Below are 17,851 nucleotides of genomic sequence, written 5' to 3' on the forward strand. Positions count from 1 at the left end.
TACGATGCCCAGCCCACAGGACCAGCTCACGATCGGCCTGCTCGGCGCCGGAAGCGTCGGATCCCAGGTGGCCCGGGCCCTGGTGGAGGAGCGTGCCCACATCAGCGCGCGGGTGGGGGCCGACGTGCGCCTGGCCGGCGTGGCCGTGCGCGACGTCGACAGCCCACGGGACTGGCGCATCCCCGGTGAGCTGCTCACCACCGACGCCGAGGGGCTCGTGGACCGGGTCGACGTCGTCGTCGAACTCATCGGCGGCATGGACCCGGCCGCCGACCTCATCACCCGTGCGCTGCGCCGGGGCGCCGCCGTGGTCACCGGGAACAAGGCGCTGCTCGCGGCCCGCGGAGCCGAGCTGGCCGCCGCGGCCGCGGAGTCGGGGGCACCGCTGCTCTATGAGGCCTCGGTCGGCGGTGCGATCCCGATCCTGCGGCCCATCCAGGAGTCCCTCTCCGGTGACCGGATCACGAAGATCATGGGCATCGTCAACGGCACCACCAACTACATCCTCGACCAGATGGACTCCACCGGTGCGCCGTTCGACTCCTCGCTGCAGGAGGCCCAGCGGCTCGGCTACGCGGAGGCGGACCCCACCGCCGACGTCGAGGGCCACGACGCCGCGGCCAAGGCCGCGATCCTGGGGAACCTCGCCTTCCACTCGCCCTTCACCATCGACGACGTCCACTGCGAGGGCATCCGCGAGGTCACCGCCGACGACATCGAGGCGGCGGCCGCCTCCGGCTACGTCATCAAGCTCCTGGCCATCGCCGAGCGGCTCGACGGCGAGGACGGTCCCGCCGGTGCGGTGCTGCGTGTGCACCCCACCCTGCTGCCCCGCCACCACCCGTTGGCCAGCGTCCGCGGCGCGTTCAACGCGGTGTTCGTGGTCGCGGAGAACGCCGGCGAGCTCATGTTCTACGGCCAGGGCGCCGGCGGCCAGCCCACCTCATCGGCCGTCCTGGGCGACCTGGTCACCGCGGCGCGCCAGCTGCGCGGCGGCACCACCGTCACCCCGGCCGGGCCGGCCGAGGACTCGGGGTCGCTGCCGGCCCTGAGCATCGACCAGGCCCACACCCAGTACTACGTCGACATGACCGTGGACGAGCGCGAGGGCGTCATCGCCGAGATCGCGCGGGTCTTCGCCGACCACCACGTGTCCATCGAATCGATGAGGCAGCCCGGCGCCGTGACACTCACCGGTGAGGTCGAGGCCGCCGCCGACGACGGCGTCACGGTGCAGATCGTCACCCACATCGCCCAGGAGCGTGCCCTGGCCGCGACCGTGGAGGCGCTGCGCGACCTCGAGGTGGTGGAGTCCATCGACTCCGTCATCCGGGTCGACGTCGACCGCTGACACCGACACTGACACCGACCCTGAGACCGCACCCAGTCCGCACTCCGACCCCGTCCTACCAGCGAGGAGGCCCTCCGCCGTGGCGCATCAGTGGCGCGGAGTCATCCGCGAATACGCAGACCGTCTGCCCTTCGACGACGATGCGCGCATCATCACCCTGGGCGAGGGCGGCACCCCGCTGGTCCGCGCACCGGCGCTCTCCGAGCTCATCGACGGTCAGGTGCACCTGAAGGTCGAGGGCATGAACCCGACGGGTTCGTTCAAGGACCGTGGCATGACGGCGGCGATCACCGCCGCGGTGGCCGACGGAGCCGAGGCCGTGGTCTGCGCCTCGACGGGGAACACCTCAGCCTCCGCCGCCGCCTACGCCACACAGGCCGGGCTGACCTGCGCGGTGCTGGTCCCCAACGGAAAGATCGCCATGGGCAAGCTGTCCCAGGCCATCGCCCACGGCGCCGAGCTCATCCAGGTCGACGGCAACTTCGACGGCTGCCTCGACGTGGCGCGCAAGCTCTCGGAGGCCTACCCGGTATTCCTCGTGAACTCGGTGAACCCCGCCCGCATCGAAGGACAGAAGACCGCCGCCTTCGAGGTGGTCGACGCCCTCGGTCGGGCACCGGACCTCCATCTGCTGCCTGTGGGCAATGCCGGCAACATCACCGCCTACTGGCGGGGATACCGGGAGTACTCGGAGACGTGGACCCATCCGCTCAGCGGCGCAGAGCTGGCCCCGGTGTCCGAAGGGCGGCCTGTGATGTGGGGCTTCCAGGCCGCCGGTGCCGCACCGCTGGTCGCCGGTCACCCCATCACCGAGCCGGACACCGTCGCCACGGCGATCCGAATCGGCAATCCGGCCTCCTGGGAGCAGGCGGAGGCCGCCCGGGATGACTCCGGAGGGATCATCGAGTCGGTGACCGACGACGAGATCCTCACCGCACATCGGTGGCTGTCTTCCAAGGAGGGCGTCTTCGTCGAGCCGGCCTCCGCGTCCGGGGTCGCCGGCCTGCTGAAGAAGCATGCGGCCGGAGAGGTCTCCGCCGGTCTGACGGTCGTCATCACAGTCACCGGTCACGGCCTGAAGGACCCTGACTGGGCGCTGCGCAACGCCGACGGCAGCGACATCACGCCCACCCACCTGCCGCAGGACGCCGAAGTCATCGCGCGTCAGCTGGGACTGTGACCATGCTCCACACCGACGATGCGGCGGCCGAGAGCGAGCTGCCCGACCCCGTGGCCGGACCGACGGCCTTCCGGGTCAGTGTGCCGGCGACCTCGGCCAATCTGGGCCCCGGATACGACTGCATGGGGCTGGCGCTCGAGCTCAGGGACGTCGTCGACGTCGAAGCGCGCCCGCGGTCCGACGCCCGGCAGGCCTCCGTGTCGGTGGACGTGGTCGGGGAGTCCGCCGAGGACCTGCCCACCGATGCGACGCATCTGATCGTCGTGCTCATCGCTCGGATCCTGCGGAGCCGAGGGTTCCGCCTGCCGGACCTGTCGCTGCGGGCGACCAACAGCATCCCGCACGGCCGTGGACTGGGATCCTCCGCGGCGGCCGCCGCCTGCGCGGTGACTGCGGCCGCCGAGCTGCTCCCCGACGGGCTGAGCCCGGACGAGCAGCTCCAGATCGGTGCACGGTTCGAGGGTCATCCGGACAACTACGTCCCGGCGCTGCGAGGGGGAGCGGCGGTGTCCTGGGAGCAGGACGGACACTTCGACGGAGCGCCCCTCCGCCTGGATCCGGGTGTCCGGGCCGTGGCGGCGATCCCTGACTTCCGTCAGTCCACGGCGGCCGCACGGGTCTCGCTGCCCGATACGGTCCCTCACGCCGAGGCCGCGGCGAATTCGGCCCGCGCGGCTCTGCTCGTCCATGCGCTGACCGCCGAACCGTCCCGGCTCTGCGACGCGACGGCGGACCTGCTCCACCAGGAGCAGCGCCGCCCGCACTTCCCCTCCTCCATGGCGCTGGTCGACCGGCTCCGGGGCGAGGGGCACGCGGCGGTGATCTCCGGTGCCGGTCCGACCGTGCTGGTCCTGGCCGACGGCGACGACGCCGCTGAGTCCGCCCTGACCGCACTGGAGGGCTTCGGGGGACTCGCCGGACAGCACTGGCGGCGCCTGCGACTGCCGATCAGCACCTCAGGTGCTACAGTGGAGCGGTACCCACGGTGATCGCCGCGGTTCCCGACAGCGTCGGGGGCGGCGGGAGGATCGGGTTCTCTCCGACTTCGCTCCGGCCGAGCACCGTGCAGTTCTTCGCGCGTACAGCGCATCTCTCTGTGTGACTGCGGCGCTCCGCCCTGAGCCTGATCGGGCCGGGACCGCATCGCATCTCGTCGCGGACCGCTCTGCGGCGAGGAGTTCGCATCACGACACCGCGCGGGAACTCCGGAAGAGACGGCGGCCATCTGAGGAGCCGCCGCACACACGATGCGGGATCCGCGACGTCGCGCCGCCCATGCGGCACCGGCAGAAGTCGATCCCGCCCGACGAGGGGGAAGGAATCCTTCGTGACCGAAACCACCACTGAGGCCGCCCAGGCGCAGGAGACCACCGGCACCGAGCAGAACTCCGGTCTGGCGGGACTCAAGCTCGCCCAGCTGCAGGCCCTGGCCTCGCAGCTCGGCATCACCGGCGGCTCGCGGATGCGCAAGTCGGCTCTGGTCGACGCGATCTCCGCCCATCAGCGCGGCGGCGCCGTCGCCGAGCGCGAGGAGCGAGCACGCAAGAAGGCCGACCAGCAGAAGTCTGATCAGCAGAAGTCTGACCAGCAGGACTACCAGGACTCCTCCGGCCAGTCCCGTCAGGGAGACGGCTCCTCGGGCGCCGACGCCTCGGACGACCGTCAGTCCCGGGACAAGGGTCGCGGAGGCGGTCGCGGTCGGGGCGACGGGGGCCAGCAGAAGGAGCAGGCCGGTGACCAGTCCCAGGATCAGAGCCGGGGCAGGGACCAGTCCAAGGGGCAGGACCAGCAGCAGTCGAAGGGCCAGTCCGACAAGGGCGACAAGAACGACCGCGGCGACAAGAACGACCGCGGAGGCCGCGGCCGCAACGACCGCGGCGACAAGGGCGGCAACGACCGCGGCGACAAGGGCGGCAATGACCGCGGCGACAAGGGCGGCAACGACGGGCAGGGCGGTCAGAAGAACCGCGACGACCGACCCCGCGGCGGCAAGGGCAACGACGGCAAGGGCAACGACGGCCGGGGCGGCGACGGCCGGGGCGGCGACGGTCGGGGCGGCGACGACGGCGACGGCCGCGGACGCAACCGTCGCAGCCGCAACCGCAACGATCGCAACAACCGTCGTCGCGGACGCGGCGGACCGGACGTCGACGACACCGAGATCACCGAGGACGACGTCCTGCTTCCGGTGGCCGGCATCCTCGACGTCCTCGACAACTACGCGTTCCTGCGGACCTCGGGATACCTCTCCGGCCCGAACGACGTCTACGTCTCGCTGGCCCAGGTCAAGCGCTATAACCTGCGCAAGGGCGACGCCGTCCACGGCCACATCCGTGCTCCGCGGGAGGGCGAGAACCAGAACAAGAAGCAGAAGTTCTCGGCCCTGGTGAAGCTCGACGCGGTCAACGGCCGTCCCGCCGACCAGAACGACCAGCGCGTGGACTTCGGCAAGCTGGTGCCCCTCTATCCGCAGGACCGCCTGCGCCTGGAGGGCGACCCGAAGAACATCGGTCCGCGGGTCATCGACCTCGTCGCGCCGATCGGCAAGGGGCAGCGTGGTCTGATCGTCTCGCCGCCGAAGGCCGGCAAGACGATCATCCTGCAGTCCCTGGCCCAGTCCATCAAGGCGAACAACCCCGAGGTGCACCTGATGATGGTGCTCGTGGACGAGCGCCCCGAAGAGGTCACCGACATGCAGCGGACCGTCGACGGTGAGGTCATCGCATCCACCTTCGACCGTCCGGCCGACGACCACACCACCGTGGCCGAGCTGGCCATCGAGCGTGCCAAGCGTCTGGTCGAGCTCGGTAAGGACGTCGTCGTGCTTCTCGACTCGATGACCCGCCTGGGTCGTGCCTACAACCAGGCGGCACCGGCCTCGGGCCGCATCCTCTCCGGCGGTGTCGACGCCTCAGCCCTGTACCCGCCCAAGCGGTTCTTCGGCGCGGCGCGGAACATCGAGGACGGCGGCTCGCTGACCATCCTCGCGACCGCCCTGGTCGAGACCGGGTCCAAGATGGACGAGGTCATCTTCGAGGAGTTCAAGGGCACCGGCAACATGGAGCTTCGCCTGTCCCGTCAGCTGGCTGACCGCCGCATCTTCCCGGCCGTCGACGTCAACGCCTCGTCGACGCGTCGCGAGGAGAACCTGCTCTCGGCCGAGGAGATCAGGATCATGTGGAAGCTGCGCCGCGTCCTCTCCGGCCTCGAGCCGCAGCAGGGCCTCGAGCTGCTGATCAACAAGCTCAAGGACACCGGCTCCAACGCCGAGTTCCTGCTCCTGGCCAATAAGACGACCCTCGGCGACGGCAAGGGCTAGCACCGCCGAGACCCCTCCGACGACGGCGTCCCGCACCGCTCTGCGGCCGGGGCGCCGTCGTCGGCGTCGTCCGTGCTCCGCATCCCCGGTCCCCGACCGTCGAGGAAGGTCACACTCCATGGCTGAAGGCCACGACCCCGTCCTGCAGAGGCGGCTCTTCGACTCCGTCGACGCGCTGCTGACCGAGCATGCCCAGCTTCAGCGGCGACTGGCCGAGCCGGAGGTCCATGCCGACCAGGCGCTGGCACGTCGGCTCGGGCGTCGCTACGCCCAGCTCAACGCCGTCGCCGAGGCCCACGGCACCTGGCGACGGCTGAGCGACGACCTCGAGGCGGCGCGCGAGTTGGGGGAGGAGGACCCCGAGTTCGCCGAGGAGGTCCCCGCCCTGGCGGAGGCGCAGTCGGAGGCGGAGGAGCGGCTCGTGCGGCGGCTCATCCCGCCGGACGAGCACGACTCACGCGACGTGATCCTCGAGGTCAAGGGCGGCGCCGGCGGCGATGAGGCGGCGCTGTTCGCCGCAGATCTCCTGCGCATGTACACCCGGTACGCCGACTCCAAGGGCTGGAAGACCGAGATCCTGTCCGCGACGCCCTCGGACCTCGGCGGCTACCGCGACGTCCAGATGTCGGTCCGATGTGCGGCGACGGATCCGGCCGACGGGGTCTGGGCGCATCTGAAGTTCGAAGGCGGGGTCCACCGGGTCCAGCGCGTGCCCGAGACCGAGTCCCAGGGACGGATCCACACCTCCGCCGCCGCAGTGCTCGTCCTGCCCGAGGTCGAGGAGCCCGAAGAGCTCGAGATCCGGCAGAACGACCTCAAGATCGACGTCTACCGGTCCTCAGGGCCCGGCGGTCAGTCGGTCAACACCACCGATTCCGCGGTGCGCATCACCCATCTGCCCACCGGCATCGTGGTGGCGATGCAGAACGAGAAGTCCCAGCTGCAGAACCGGGAGGCCGCCATGCGCGTGCTGCGCTCCCGGCTGCTGGCGCACCAGCAGGACCAGCGGGACGCCGAGGATGCGGAAGTGCGCGCCTCCCAGGTCAGGACCATGGACCGCTCCGAGCGCATCCGCACGTACAACTACCCGGAGAACCGGATCGCCGACCACCGCACCGGCTACAAGGCCTACAACCTCGATGCGGTCGTCGACGGCGACCTCGACGCCGTGCTCGAGTCCTGCCGCGCCATGGACGAGGCCGAACGCCTCGCCGCACTGACGCGGTCCGCCGAGGGCGCCGACGACGAGCTCGGTGCCCCGTGAGCGGAGGGAATCTGGACGATCTGACCCCCGACGCGCTGCGGCGGCTGACCGAGGCCGGTGTCCCGACTCCGCGGGCCGACCTCGAACTGCTCATCGCCCACGTGCTGGGCGTCTCGCGGGGTGAGGCCGCGGCGGCCGTCGTCGCCGGACGGCGGGTCACCGAGGAGCAGGTCGGACGTCTGACCGACCTGGTGGACGACCGCTCCCGGCGGATCCCGCTTCAGCACCTGACCGGTCTGGCCCCCTTCCGAGGCCTCGAGCTGCGCGTGGGCCCCGGAGTGTTCGTGCCCCGCCCGGAGACCGAGCAGGTCGCACAGCTCGCCCTCGACCGCCTCGCGGCCCTCGCCCCGCCGACACCGCGGGTGATCGATCTCGGCACCGGCTCCGGGGCGCTGGCCGCGGCGATCGCCGCTGAGGTGCCCGACGCGGAGGTCCACGCGGTCGAGGTCTCGCCGCAGGCGGCGGCCTGGGCTCGGATGAACCTCGAGCCGCTGGGCGTCAGAGTCCACGAGGATGACCTGCGGACTCTGCCCCAGACCTGGGACGCCACCTTCGACGTCGTCGTCTCCAACCCGCCCTACATCCCGCCCGGAATGGTCCCCCGCGCCCCCGAGGTCCGAGACCATGACCCGCAGACTGCCCTCTACGGAGGCGGTGAGGACGGACTCGCGATGCCTCGGGCGACGATCGCCGCCGCCCGGCGTCTGCTGAGACCCGGCGGCTGGTTCGTCCTCGAACACGCCGAGGCGCAGGCCGCACCGCTGCGGGAGCACCTGCGTCGGCACCGGGACCTGGACGAGGTCACCACCCACAGAGACCTGACGGGCCGCGACCGGGCGACCAGCGCCGTGGTGCGCACGCCCACCACCTCCGAGCCGACCCCCGTGCAGGCCCCCGTGCAGGCCTCCGAGACCGTGGGAGAATGACGACCGTGAGCCGGATCCTGACCTGTGAGACCGAAGACCGCCGCGCCGAGGCCGTGTCCGCCGCCGTTCAGACCGTCCGGACGGGGGACTGCCTGGTGCTGCCCACCGACACCGTCTACGGCGTGGGGGCCGATGCGTTCTCCCCGCAGGCGGTGCGCGTGCTCCTCGCGGCCAAGGGGCGCGGACGCTCGATGCCCCCGCCGGTGCTCATCGGATCGCTGGCGGTGCTGCGGGCCCTGGCCGAGGAGGTCGACGACCGGGCCGAACGGCTCGCCGAGACCTTCTGGCCGGGGGCGCTGAGCCTGATCCTCCCCGCCCAGCCTTCGCTGGCGTGGGACCTGGGCGAGACCCGGGGCACCGTGGCGCTGCGGATGCCCGCCGACGACCTCGCCCTGGACCTCCTGGGCCGCACGGGTCCGCTGGCCGTGTCATCGGCCAACCGCACGGGCTCGCCGGCCGCGACCACGGCCGCAGAGGCCCATGACATGCTGGGGGACTCCGTGGAGCTCTACCTCGACGACGGTCCGCGGAACACGGTGAGCCCCTCGACGATCGTGGACTGCACGGTCTCGCCGCTGCGGGTCGTGCGTGAGGGAGCGATCTCCGTCGCCGAACTGCGCACCGTGGTGCCCGACCTCCTGGGACTGGACGAGGAGCCGCACCAGAGTCGGGAGGAGGCCGCCGAGGGCGGCGGCTGAGCCCTCGCACCGGTCATGATCTACTTCCTCATCGTGCTCACCGTCTCGGCGGTGGTGACCTACGTCGCCACGCCGATGGTCCGCGCCGCGGCCCTGACGCTGGGCGTCTGCACGGCGCCGCGCACCCGTGACGTGCACCGGGGGCCGATGCCGCGATGGGGAGGGGCGGCCCTGTTCCTGGGCATGGTCCTCGGGCTGGCCGCGGCCTCGACCATCCCCTACCTGTCGGGGATCTTCGCCGACCTCACCCCCGTTCGCGGGGTGTTCGCCGCTATGGTGGTGACGCTGCTGACGGGCCTGGCCGACGACGCCTGGGACATCCACTGGGCTCTGAAGCTGGGCGGTCAGGTGGCCGCCGCCGTGCTGCTGGTCGTCCACGGCGTGCAGCTAGAAGTGATGCCGGTCGGATGGTTCGGCGTCGGCGACGGGATCCTGCAGGCCGTGCTGACGGTGCTGGTGGTGGTGGCCACCATCAACGCCTTCAACTTCATCGACGGGCTCGACGGGTTGGCCGCCGGGGTGGCGGCCATCGGCGGATCGGCCTTCTTCATCTACAGCTACCAGCTCACGCTGACGATCAACGAGTTCGACGCCTCCAACCTGGTCACCCTCCTGATGGCCGTGCTCGTCGGCTCCTGCCTCGGCTTCCTGCCGCACAACTTCCATCCCTCCCGGATCTTCATGGGCGACACCGGGGCGATGCTCATCGGGCTGGTCATGGCCGCCGGCACCCTGGCCGTCACCGCCGACCTCGGCCAGCTCGACACCAGCTTCCGCTTCCGCAACGTGCCCGCCTATATGCCGATCCTGCTCCCGCTGGCGGTGACCCTGCTGCCGCTGCTGGATCTGCTGCTGGCCGTCGTGCGCCGCACGGCGAAGGGAATCTCCCCCTTCACGCCCGACCGCGGTCACCTGCACCATAAACTCCTCGACGGCGGCTATTCGCATCCGCAGACGGTCCTGCTGCTCTATCTGTGGGCCGCTCTGTTCGCAATCGGCACGGTGTCCTTCAACTTCCTGCCCGGATGGCTCGTGGCCCTGGGGATGATGCTGAGTCTCGGAGGGGCGATCCTCCTGACCCTGGGACCCTGGCTGCGCCTCCGGGCGCAGCGGCTGAACAGGGCCGCCGCCCAGCGCGCCCTGGTGGAGCGGCGCCGCGCCGACCGACGCCGGGAGGGGACCCGATGAGTCCGACTCGGCACCAGGACCTCAAGCAGACCGGCTGGCGCCTCGTGCTCCTGTGGGCCATGACCGCCGGGACGCTGGCGACGGCGGCGGCGGCCGGACTGGGCCTGGTCGTCGGCGGAGACCAGTCGGCGATGAGCGCCGCCGCCGGGGGAGGGGCGGTCGTCGTGCTCTCGGGCCTGACGCTGCTGCTGGTGGACCTGGCCGAGCGGCACGTCCCCCAGCTGAGCATCGCCGCGTTCTTCCTCGGATTCCTGCTCAAGGTGGCGGCCTTCCTGCTCGCATTCAGCGTGCCCGAGCCGCCCTCCTGGGCCGAACCGGCGTGGGCGGTGTGCACCGGGGTCGCGGTGCTGGTGATCTGGCAGATCGCCCAGGTGCGGGCCTTCGCCCGCATGCGCCTGACCGTCGTGCCGCAGCAGGACTGAGCCGCGGGGCGGATGCCGAGGATTTCTACGTGACGTAGTACAGTGGAGCGGGCGCACCGCCATGCCGTGTGTCACGGCGGACTTTGGTAGGATTCACAAGGATCGCGCCCGGCAGGGTCACCGCCTGCCTGATGAGACGCCCTGAGAGACGGACCCGATCCGACTCACGATGCCCGGGGCCTGTGCCCACTCACGGACACCGCAGAGAGGACCAGCGTTGCATTCGCTCGTGCCCGTCGCCGCCGCAGAAGAAGGCGGTTTCCAGCCCCCCACGATCAGCGAGACCCATCTCCCGGACATCCTGCCGTGGATGGCCGAGTGGGGGACCGGCTTCGGCAAGCAGATGCTGATGGTCGTGCTCTCGATCATCGTGATCTCGTGGTTCTTCACCTTCGCGATCCGCAGGGGTGCGCTGGTGCCCTCCCGCGTGCAGTACTTCGGCGAGTCCTGCTACGCCTTCGCCCGCAACACGCTGGGCCGCGAGATCCTCGGTGAGAAGCACTTCAAGCCGTGGGTCCCCTTCATCTTCACCGTGTTCTTCTTCGTCCTGGTGAACAACCTCGTCGGCGCGGTCCCGCTGCTGCAGCTCCCCTCGTTCTCGCACGTCGGCGCGGCCTACGCGATGGCCGGCATCGTCTGGTTCACCTGGGTCGGAGTCGGGATCAGGCTCCACGGTCTGCGCTACTTCAAGCTGGCCACCGTGCCCAGCGGAGTCCCCGGCTGGCTGCTGCCGCTCCTGGTGCCGATCGAGATCCTGTCGAACTTCGTCATCCGGCCGATCACCCACTCGCTGCGTCTGATGGCCGTGATGCTCGCGGGCCACATCATCGTGATGCTCGCCGGCTCGGGCGCCGAGTTCCTCATCGTCCAGCAGGACTCCCTGGGGATGAACGCCACCGGCGTGCTCGTCCTGTTCGGCTTCGTCCCGCTGTACTTCCTCGAGCTCATCATGATGGTCCTCCAGGCGTTCGTCTTCGCCCTGCTGACCGCCATCTACATCCAAGGCGCGATCGAAGCGGACGCGCACTGACGGTGCGCCGCGGCGCACCGCACACCTGAAGATTTGCGGCGGGCAGGGCTGTCCTCCGCAGTACGACGTCTGACCGGCACGCTCGGGCAGGCAACGACCCAGAAGACCCGGTGACCACCACCGGGCCAACACAGAAAGTGAGAGAGTGACATGGTTGGATCTCTGAACCTGATCGGACTCGGTGTCGCCGGCCTCGGTTCCGCCATCGCCATCGGCCTGATCTTCGCCGCCTACATCAACGGTGTGGCGCGTCAGCCGGAGGCCCAGCGGGTCCTGCAGCCGATCGCCATCCTCGGATTCGCTCTGGCAGAGGCCGTCTTCATCCTCGCGATCGTCTTCGCGTTCGTCATCAACTGACGTCACGACGGACCACGTCGGTGCGAGGAGGCCCTCGTCGAGCGCCTGCCGCGCCGCAGACCACAGAACTAAGGAAATGGTGAACACATGATCAGGGCAGAGATGCTCCGCGCCGCCGGCGAGGACGCCAACCCTCTGGTTCCCGCATTCTGGGAGATCATCGCCGCGCTCCTCGGCTTCGCCGTGCTGTTCTTCGTCGTCGTCAAGTTCATCGCCCCGGCCTTCGAGAAGGCCTACCAGGACCGTCGCCAGGCGATCGAGGGCGGCCTCGAGGAGGCCGAGAAGGCCCGGTCCGAGGCCGAGGCGATGAAGGCCGAGTACGAGAAGAACCTGGCCGAGTCCCGCGCCGAGGCCTCCCGCGTCCGCGAAGAGGCCCGGGCGGAGGGTGCACAGATCGTCGCCGAGCACAAGGAGAAGGCGGCCGCCGAGGCGGCGCGCATCACCGAGCAGGCTCAGCATCAGATCGCCGCCGAGCGCCAGCAGGCGGCGGCCTCGCTGCGCCACGACGTCGGGTCCCTGGCCACCGATCTGGCCGGCCGCATCGTCGGCGAGGCGCTGGAGGACGACGCCCGTTCGCAGCGGGTGGTCGACCGCTTCCTGGCCGACCTGGATGCTGAGCAGGCCAACACCTCGGGGGCCGCGCACTGATGGCGGCGGTGACCAGCGAATCCCTGTCGACGGTGCGCCGCGACCAGGAGCAGACCGTCCGGTCGGCGGACCTGACCGTCGCCCGGCAGCTGTTCGAGGCCCTCGACGTGCTCGACTCCTCGGCCGCACTGCGCCGTGCGCTGACCGATCCCGCCCGCGAGGCGGAGGAGCGCGCCGGCCTGGTCCGGGAGCTCTTCGGCGGTCGGGCCGATCAGGGTGCGGTCACCCTGCTGGAGGCTCTGGCCTCCCAGCGGTGGAGCCGAGAGCGCGACCTCGGCGACGCGGTCGAGGTCATCGCAGTGGACGTGGTGGCCGTCGGCGGCGAGCGTGAGGGGCTGGTCGGTCTGGAGGCCCTCGAGTCGAGCCTGCTCGAGCTCCGTCGGGCCGTGATGTCCTCCCACGAGCTCCAGCGTGCGATGACCGACCAGCAGGCGAGCTCCGAGGCCAAGCTCCGGCTGGCCGCCGCGCTCTCCCGCGACGCCTCGGACGAGGCCCGGCTGCTCATCGACCGTGCGGTGACCTCGCCCCGCGGACTGCGTCCCGAGGCGCTGATCGAGCGCTTCGCCGAGCAGATCGCCCAGCGGCAGCAGCGGTGGATCGCTCAGGTCACCGTCGCGAAGAGCCTCGACCAGACCTACCGCGACCGGCTCTCGGCCGGACTCAACCGCTACTTCGGCCGCGACCTGAAGCTCGACGTCGTGGTCGACCCTTCGGTGGTCGGCGGCATCCGCGTGCAGGTCGGCGACGAGGTGGTCGACTCCACCGTGTCGTCGAAGGTCGGCGAGCTCCGTCGGAGGATGGCCCGCTGAGGCGGCGTCCTCACCACCATGAGAAGACCCAGCAAGAACCCTTCGGCCGCCCAGCGGCCATGACACTACAGAGAGCAGGGACCGCAGATGGCCGATCTGACCATCAACGCTGACGACGTCCGCAATGCTTTGAACGAGTTCGCGGCGTCCTACGACCCGTCCGGCGCCGAGCGCGTCGAGGTCGGGCGCGTGATCTCCGCGTCCGACGGCATCGCCCGCGTCGAGGGGCTCCCCTCGACCATGGCCAACGAGCTCCTCCGCTTCGCCGACGGCACCCTGGGCCTCGCCCAGGACCTCGACACCCGTGAGATCGGCGTGGTCGTGCTGGGCGAGTTCACCGGCATCGAGGAGGGCCAGGAGGTCCACCGCACCGGAGAGGTCCTCTCCGTGCCGGTCGGTGACGAGTTCCTGGGCCGTGTGGTCGACCCGCTCGGCGCACCGATCGACGACCTCGGCGACATCGACCCGGAGGGGCGCCGCGCCCTGGAGCTGCAGGCCCCCTCGGTGGTCCAGCGTCAGTCGGTCGGTGAGCCGCTGCAGACCGGCATGAAGGCGATCGACGCGATGATCCCGATCGGTCGGGGTCAGCGTCAGCTGATCATCGGCGACCGCCAGACCGGCAAGACCGCCATCGGCATCGACGCCATCCTGAACCAGAAGGAGAACTGGGAGACCGGAGACGTAGACAAGCAGGTGCGCTGCATCTACGTCGCCGTCGGGCAGAAGGCCTCGACGATCGCCTCGGTGCGTCAGACGCTGGAGGAGAACGGCGCGCTGGAGTACACCACCATCGTGGCCGCCCCCGCCTCGGACCCGGCGGGAGTCAAGTACCTCGCTCCGTTCGCCGGCTCGGCCATCGGCCAGCACTGGATGTACGGCGGCAAGCACGTCCTCATCATCTTCGACGACCTGTCCAAGCAGGCCGAGGCCTACCGTGCGGTGTCCCTGCTGCTGCGTCGTCCCCCGGGACGTGAGGCGTTCCCCGGCGACGTCTTCTACCTCCACTCCCGTCTGCTGGAGCGCTGCGCGAAGCTCTCCGACGAGATGGGCGCCGGTTCGATGACCGGTCTGCCGATCGTCGAGACCAAGGCCAACGACGTCTCGGCGTTCATCCCGACCAACGTCATCTCCATCACCGACGGCCAGATCTTCCTGCAGTCGGACCTCTTCAACGCCAACCAGCGTCCCGCGGTCGACGTCGGAATCTCCGTCTCGCGCGTCGGCGGCTCCGCGCAGGTCAAGGCCATGAAGAAGGTGGCCGGCACGCTCAAGCTGGACCTCGCGCAGTACCGCGACATGCAGGCCTTCGCGATGTTCGCCTCCGACCTGGACCCGGCCACGCGCCAGCAGCTGGTCCGCGGTGAGCGTCAGACCGAGCTGCTCAAGCAGGGCCAGTACTCGCCGATGCCGGTCGAGGAGCAGGTCGTCTCCATCTGGGCCGGCGCCAACGGACACCTGGACGAGATCGAGACCGCCGACGTCAAGCGCTTCGAGACCGAGTGGATCGAGCACCTGCGCCGTCGCACCGACGTCCTGCAGGTGCTGGCCTCCACCGGCAAGCTGGAGGACGACACGCTGAACACCCTCAACGAGGCCGTGGAGGCGTTCAAGCGCGACTTCTACGCTGAGGAGAAGCAGTCGATCGTCGGCAACGAGCAGACCGAGGCGCTGTCCGAAGACGACATCGACCAGGAAGAGATCGGCCGCTGATCGGTCGTCCTCAGCCGTTCCGTCGGTCGGCGGGTGCGGCGTCGGACACTCCGACGTCGCGGCCCGCCGGCTGAGGGAGCCGATCACCTCAGGGAAGGACAAGCATGGGAGCCCAGATTCGGGTCTACCGCCAGAAGATCGCATCGACGTCGTCGATGAAGAAGATCTTCAAGGCGATGGAGCTGATCGCCACCTCGCGCATCGGCAAGGCGCGCAGCAGGGTGCAGGCCTCTCTGCCCTACGCAGAGGCCATCACCCGCGCCGTCTCGGCCGTCGCGTCCCACAACGAGATCGAGCACGTGCTCACCCAGAAGGCTGAGCGTCCGACCCGGGCCGCCGTGCTGATCATGACCTCGGACCGCGGTCTGGCCGGGGCGTACTCCACCAACGTCCTCAAGCGCGGCGAGCAGCTGCTCGCCCTGCTGCGCGAGGAGGGCAAGGAGGTCCGTCCCTACCTGTACGGTCGGAAGGCTCAGGCCTACTTCGACTTCCGTGAGCGGGAGTACGACCAGGTGTGGACGGGGAACACCGACAACCCTGCGCTCGAGCGGGCGCGTGAGATCGGCGACGAGCTGGTCGGCCGCTTCGTCCAGCCGACCGACGACGGCGGAGTCGACGAGCTCTACCTGGTCTACACCGAGTTCGAGTCGATGGTGAAGCAGGACCCGGTCGTGCGCCGCATGCTGCCCCTGGCCCTGGTCGACGACGACGGCGAGTCCGCAGTGCGTGCGGAGTACGACTTCGAGCCCGGACCGGAGGAGGTGCTCGATGCGCTGCTGCCGCGGTACGTCGAGTCCCGCCTGTACACCGCGATGCTCGAGGCTTCGGCCTCCGAGCTGGCGGCGCGCCAGCGGGCGATGAAGTCCGCGGCCGACAACGCCGACGAACTCATCCGCAAGTACACCCTGCTGCGCAACAACGCGCGCCAGGCCGAGATCACCCAGGAGCTCTCGGAGCTCATCGGTGGAGCGGACGCGCTGGCCAACAGCTGATCCACCGGGTCGGAGCGCGGCGGCCTCGGACCCGACGAAGACAACGATTGACATCATCCGACATCGAGTGAAGTGAGAGAGATGACTGCCACCACTGCAGAGCAGGGCTCGTCTGGAGCCGTCCAGGAGGGCGCGACCGGCAAGATCGCGCGTGTGATCGGACCGGTCGTCGACGTCGAGTTCCCTGCTGACGCGATCCCGGAGATCTACAACGCCCTGACCGCTGAGCTGACCATCGGCGGAGAGACCCGCGTGGTCACCTTCGAGACCTCCCAGCACCTGGGCGACAACCTGGTCCGTGCGATCGCGGTCCAGGCCACCGACGGTCTGGTCCGAGGCACCTCGGTGCGCGACTCCGGCGGGCCGATCTCGGTCCCGGTGGGGGACACGGTCAAGGGCCACATCTTCAACGTCCTGGGTGAGACCCTCGACATGCCGACCTCCGAGCTGGAGGTCACCGAGCGCTGGCCGATCCACCGTCAGGCGCCGAACTTCGCCGCGCTGGAGGGTTCGACCGAGATGCTGGAGACCGGCATCAAGGTCATCGACCTGCTGACGCCGTACATCTCGGGCGGGAAGATCGGTCTCTTCGGCGGCGCCGGCGTCGGCAAGACCGTACTCATCCAGGAGATGATCACCCGTGTGGCCCGCAACTTCGGCGGCACGTCCGTGTTCGCCGGCGTCGGCGAGCGCACGCGTGAGGGCAATGACCTCTGGGTCGAGATGGAGGAGGCAGGGGTCCTGAAGGACACCGCCCTGGTCTTCGGCCAGATGGACGAGCCGCCGGGAACCCGTCTGCGCGTGGCCCTGACCGGTCTGACCATGGCGGAGTACTTCCGCGATGTGCAGAACCAGGATGTGCTGCTGTTCATCGACAACATCTTCCGCTTCTCCCAGGCGGGCTCCGAGGTCTCCACGCTGCTGGGCCGCATGCCCTCCGCAGTGGGCTACCAGCCCAACCTCGCCGATGAGATGGGCGTCCTGCAGGAGCGCATCACCTCCACGCGCGGCCACTCCATCACCTCGATGCAGGCCGTCTACGTCCCCGCCGACGACTACACCGACCCGGCGCCGGCCAACGTGTTCGCCCACCTGGATGCGACCACCGAGCTCTCCCGCGCCATCGCCTCACGCGGTCTGTACCCCGCGGTGGACCCGCTGACCTCGACGTCGCGCATCCTGGACCCGCAGTACATCGGTCAGGAGCACTACGACACCGCGACCCGGGTGAAGCAGATCCTGCAGAAGAACAAGGAGCTGCAGGACATCATCGCGATCCTCGGTGTGGACGAGCTCTCCGAAGAGGACAAGATCGTCGTCTCCCGCGCACGTCGCATCGAGCAGTTCCTGTCGCAGAACACCTACACCGCGGTGCAGTTCACCGGTGTGGAGGGGTCGACGGTGCCGATCAAGGACACCGTCGAGGGCTTCAACGCCATCTGCAACGGCGACCTCGACCACGTCGCCGAGCAGGCGTTCTTCAACGTCGGCGGTCTCGACGACGTCGAGAAGAAGTGGGACGAGATCCAGAAGCAGGGCTGATCCTCCGTCGGTCGGCCTCCCGCCGCAGAGCGGGGGAGCCGGACCGATCGGATCTCCTCCTGATCAACCAGAGAAGGACTGTTCATCATGGCTGAACTCGACGTCGAGGTCGTCTCACAGGACCGAGCGGTGTGGTCCGGAGCCGCCAAGGCCATCCGCGGCCGCACCATCGAAGGTGACATCGGGATCCTGCCCGGACACACTCCGGTGCTCGCGCTGCTCGCGGAGGGCGAGCTCATGATCGAGCCCACCTCCGGCTCTCCGGTGACGGCGAACATCGACGGCGGTTTCTTCTCGGTCGACTCCGACCGGGTGACCATCGTCGCCGACGACGCCGAAGTCACCTCGGGCTGACACCCGGCACCTCTCACTCCGCGCGCACGGCCGCCGTCGGAGGACCCGCCTGAGGGCGGAG

General features: G+C 69.8%; 17 protein-coding genes. All 17 read left to right on the forward strand.

Annotated elements, in window-relative coordinates; genetic code table 11:
• Positions 1–4 precede the first annotated feature (4 nt).
• The 17 genes from N7E59_RS10475 to N7E59_RS10555 all read left to right on the forward strand — a co-directional run bounded on the left by N7E59_RS10475 (position 5) and on the right by N7E59_RS10555 (position 17,790).
• On the forward strand, positions 5–1,351 hold the full coding sequence (locus tag N7E59_RS10475) for a homoserine dehydrogenase (protein WP_261624882.1): 1,347 nt from the start codon (positions 5–7) through the stop codon (positions 1,349–1,351).
• 79 nt (positions 1,352–1,430) lie between these two features.
• Positions 1,431–2,531 carry a threonine synthase gene (thrC, locus tag N7E59_RS10480; protein ID WP_261624883.1) on the forward strand — a complete coding sequence of 367 codons (1,101 nt, stop codon included), beginning with the start codon at positions 1,431–1,433 and terminating at the stop codon, positions 2,529–2,531.
• Positions 2,532–2,533: 2 nt separating this feature from the next.
• Positions 2,534–3,520, forward strand: a complete 987-nt coding sequence (gene thrB, locus N7E59_RS10485; protein ID WP_261624899.1) for a homoserine kinase — start codon at positions 2,534–2,536, stop codon at positions 3,518–3,520.
• Positions 3,521–3,858: 338 nt separating this feature from the next.
• Positions 3,859–5,850, forward strand: a complete 1,992-nt coding sequence (gene rho, locus N7E59_RS10490) for a transcription termination factor Rho (RefSeq protein ID WP_261624884.1) — start codon at positions 3,859–3,861, stop codon at positions 5,848–5,850.
• Between the two features lie 118 nt (positions 5,851–5,968).
• On the forward strand, positions 5,969–7,114 hold the full coding sequence (prfA, locus tag N7E59_RS10495) for a peptide chain release factor 1 (protein WP_261624885.1): 1,146 nt from the start codon (positions 5,969–5,971) through the stop codon (positions 7,112–7,114).
• Positions 7,111–8,040, forward strand: coding sequence for a peptide chain release factor N(5)-glutamine methyltransferase (prmC, locus tag N7E59_RS10500; protein ID WP_261624886.1), 930 nt, complete (start codon positions 7,111–7,113; stop codon positions 8,038–8,040). Before prfA ends, prmC begins: the two co-directional genes overlap by 4 nt.
• A complete protein-coding gene (locus tag N7E59_RS10505; RefSeq protein WP_261624887.1) occupies positions 8,037–8,738 on the forward strand; it encodes an L-threonylcarbamoyladenylate synthase in 702 nt (233 codons plus the stop codon). Before prmC ends, N7E59_RS10505 begins: the two co-directional genes overlap by 4 nt.
• Before the next feature lie 15 nt (positions 8,739–8,753).
• Positions 8,754–9,926: an MraY family glycosyltransferase gene (locus N7E59_RS10510; protein WP_261624888.1), complete on the forward strand. Its 1,173-nt coding sequence runs from the start codon at positions 8,754–8,756 to the stop codon at positions 9,924–9,926.
• On the forward strand, positions 9,923–10,348 hold the full coding sequence (locus tag N7E59_RS10515) for a hypothetical protein (RefSeq protein WP_261624889.1): 426 nt from the start codon (positions 9,923–9,925) through the stop codon (positions 10,346–10,348). The genes N7E59_RS10510 and N7E59_RS10515 overlap by 4 nt, the downstream gene beginning before the upstream one ends.
• Positions 10,349–10,565: 217 nt before the next feature.
• Complete coding sequence (gene atpB / locus N7E59_RS10520; RefSeq protein ID WP_390905044.1) at positions 10,566–11,378, forward strand: F0F1 ATP synthase subunit A; 813 nt, start codon at positions 10,566–10,568, stop codon at positions 11,376–11,378.
• Between the two features lie 150 nt (positions 11,379–11,528).
• Positions 11,529–11,735 carry an ATP synthase F0 subunit C gene (locus N7E59_RS10525; RefSeq protein ID WP_261624890.1) on the forward strand — a complete coding sequence of 69 codons (207 nt, stop codon included), beginning with the start codon at positions 11,529–11,531 and terminating at the stop codon, positions 11,733–11,735.
• A gap of 87 nt (positions 11,736–11,822) precedes the next feature.
• A complete protein-coding gene (locus N7E59_RS10530; protein WP_261624891.1) occupies positions 11,823–12,383 on the forward strand; it encodes a F0F1 ATP synthase subunit B in 561 nt (186 codons plus the stop codon).
• The gene (locus N7E59_RS10535; RefSeq protein ID WP_261624892.1) at positions 12,383–13,192 is read left to right on the forward strand and encodes a F0F1 ATP synthase subunit delta; all 810 of its coding nucleotides are present in this window, start codon (positions 12,383–12,385) and stop codon (positions 13,190–13,192) included. Before N7E59_RS10530 ends, N7E59_RS10535 begins: the two co-directional genes overlap by 1 nt.
• A gap of 87 nt (positions 13,193–13,279) precedes the next feature.
• Complete coding sequence (gene atpA / locus N7E59_RS10540; RefSeq protein ID WP_261624893.1) at positions 13,280–14,902, forward strand: F0F1 ATP synthase subunit alpha; 1,623 nt, start codon at positions 13,280–13,282, stop codon at positions 14,900–14,902.
• A 104-nt stretch (positions 14,903–15,006) separates the two neighbouring features.
• A complete protein-coding gene (locus N7E59_RS10545) occupies positions 15,007–15,894 on the forward strand; it encodes a F0F1 ATP synthase subunit gamma (protein ID WP_261624894.1) in 888 nt (295 codons plus the stop codon).
• Between the two features lie 81 nt (positions 15,895–15,975).
• Positions 15,976–17,436, forward strand: a complete 1,461-nt coding sequence (gene atpD / locus N7E59_RS10550; protein ID WP_261624895.1) for a F0F1 ATP synthase subunit beta — start codon at positions 15,976–15,978, stop codon at positions 17,434–17,436.
• Positions 17,437–17,523: 87 nt separating this feature from the next.
• Positions 17,524–17,790, forward strand: a complete 267-nt coding sequence (locus N7E59_RS10555) for a F0F1 ATP synthase subunit epsilon (protein ID WP_261624896.1) — start codon at positions 17,524–17,526, stop codon at positions 17,788–17,790.
• Positions 17,791–17,851: the final 61 nt, after the last annotated feature.

The organism is Nesterenkonia marinintestina (assembly GCF_025420485.1).
Classification (GTDB): Bacteria; Actinomycetota; Actinomycetes; order Actinomycetales; family Micrococcaceae; genus Nesterenkonia; species Nesterenkonia marinintestina.

Bases quoted from the DNA above. Each gene is read 5' to 3' on its own strand.
- N7E59_RS10545 (WP_261624894.1), top strand. From the start codon at position 15,007: ATGGGAGCCCAGATTCGGGTCTACCGCCAGAAGATCGCATCGACGTCG.
- N7E59_RS10515 (WP_261624889.1), top strand. From the start codon at position 9,923: ATGAGTCCGACTCGGCACCAGGACCTCAAGCAGACCGGCTGGCGCCTC.
- thrB (WP_261624899.1), top strand. From the start codon at position 2,534: ATGCTCCACACCGACGATGCGGCGGCCGAGAGCGAGCTGCCCGACCCC.
- N7E59_RS10475 (WP_261624882.1), top strand. From the start codon at position 5: ATGCCCAGCCCACAGGACCAGCTCACGATCGGCCTGCTCGGCGCCGGA.
- N7E59_RS10555 (WP_261624896.1), top strand. From the start codon at position 17,524: ATGGCTGAACTCGACGTCGAGGTCGTCTCACAGGACCGAGCGGTGTGG.
- atpA (WP_261624893.1), top strand. From the start codon at position 13,280: ATGGCCGATCTGACCATCAACGCTGACGACGTCCGCAATGCTTTGAAC.
- atpD (WP_261624895.1), top strand. From the start codon at position 15,976: ATGACTGCCACCACTGCAGAGCAGGGCTCGTCTGGAGCCGTCCAGGAG.
- N7E59_RS10510 (WP_261624888.1), top strand. From the start codon at position 8,754: ATGATCTACTTCCTCATCGTGCTCACCGTCTCGGCGGTGGTGACCTAC.
- N7E59_RS10535 (WP_261624892.1), top strand. From the start codon at position 12,383: ATGGCGGCGGTGACCAGCGAATCCCTGTCGACGGTGCGCCGCGACCAG.
- prfA (WP_261624885.1), top strand. From the start codon at position 5,969: ATGGCTGAAGGCCACGACCCCGTCCTGCAGAGGCGGCTCTTCGACTCC.
- N7E59_RS10505 (WP_261624887.1), top strand. From the start codon at position 8,037: ATGACGACCGTGAGCCGGATCCTGACCTGTGAGACCGAAGACCGCCGC.
- N7E59_RS10525 (WP_261624890.1), top strand. From the start codon at position 11,529: ATGGTTGGATCTCTGAACCTGATCGGACTCGGTGTCGCCGGCCTCGGT.
- N7E59_RS10530 (WP_261624891.1), top strand. From the start codon at position 11,823: ATGATCAGGGCAGAGATGCTCCGCGCCGCCGGCGAGGACGCCAACCCT.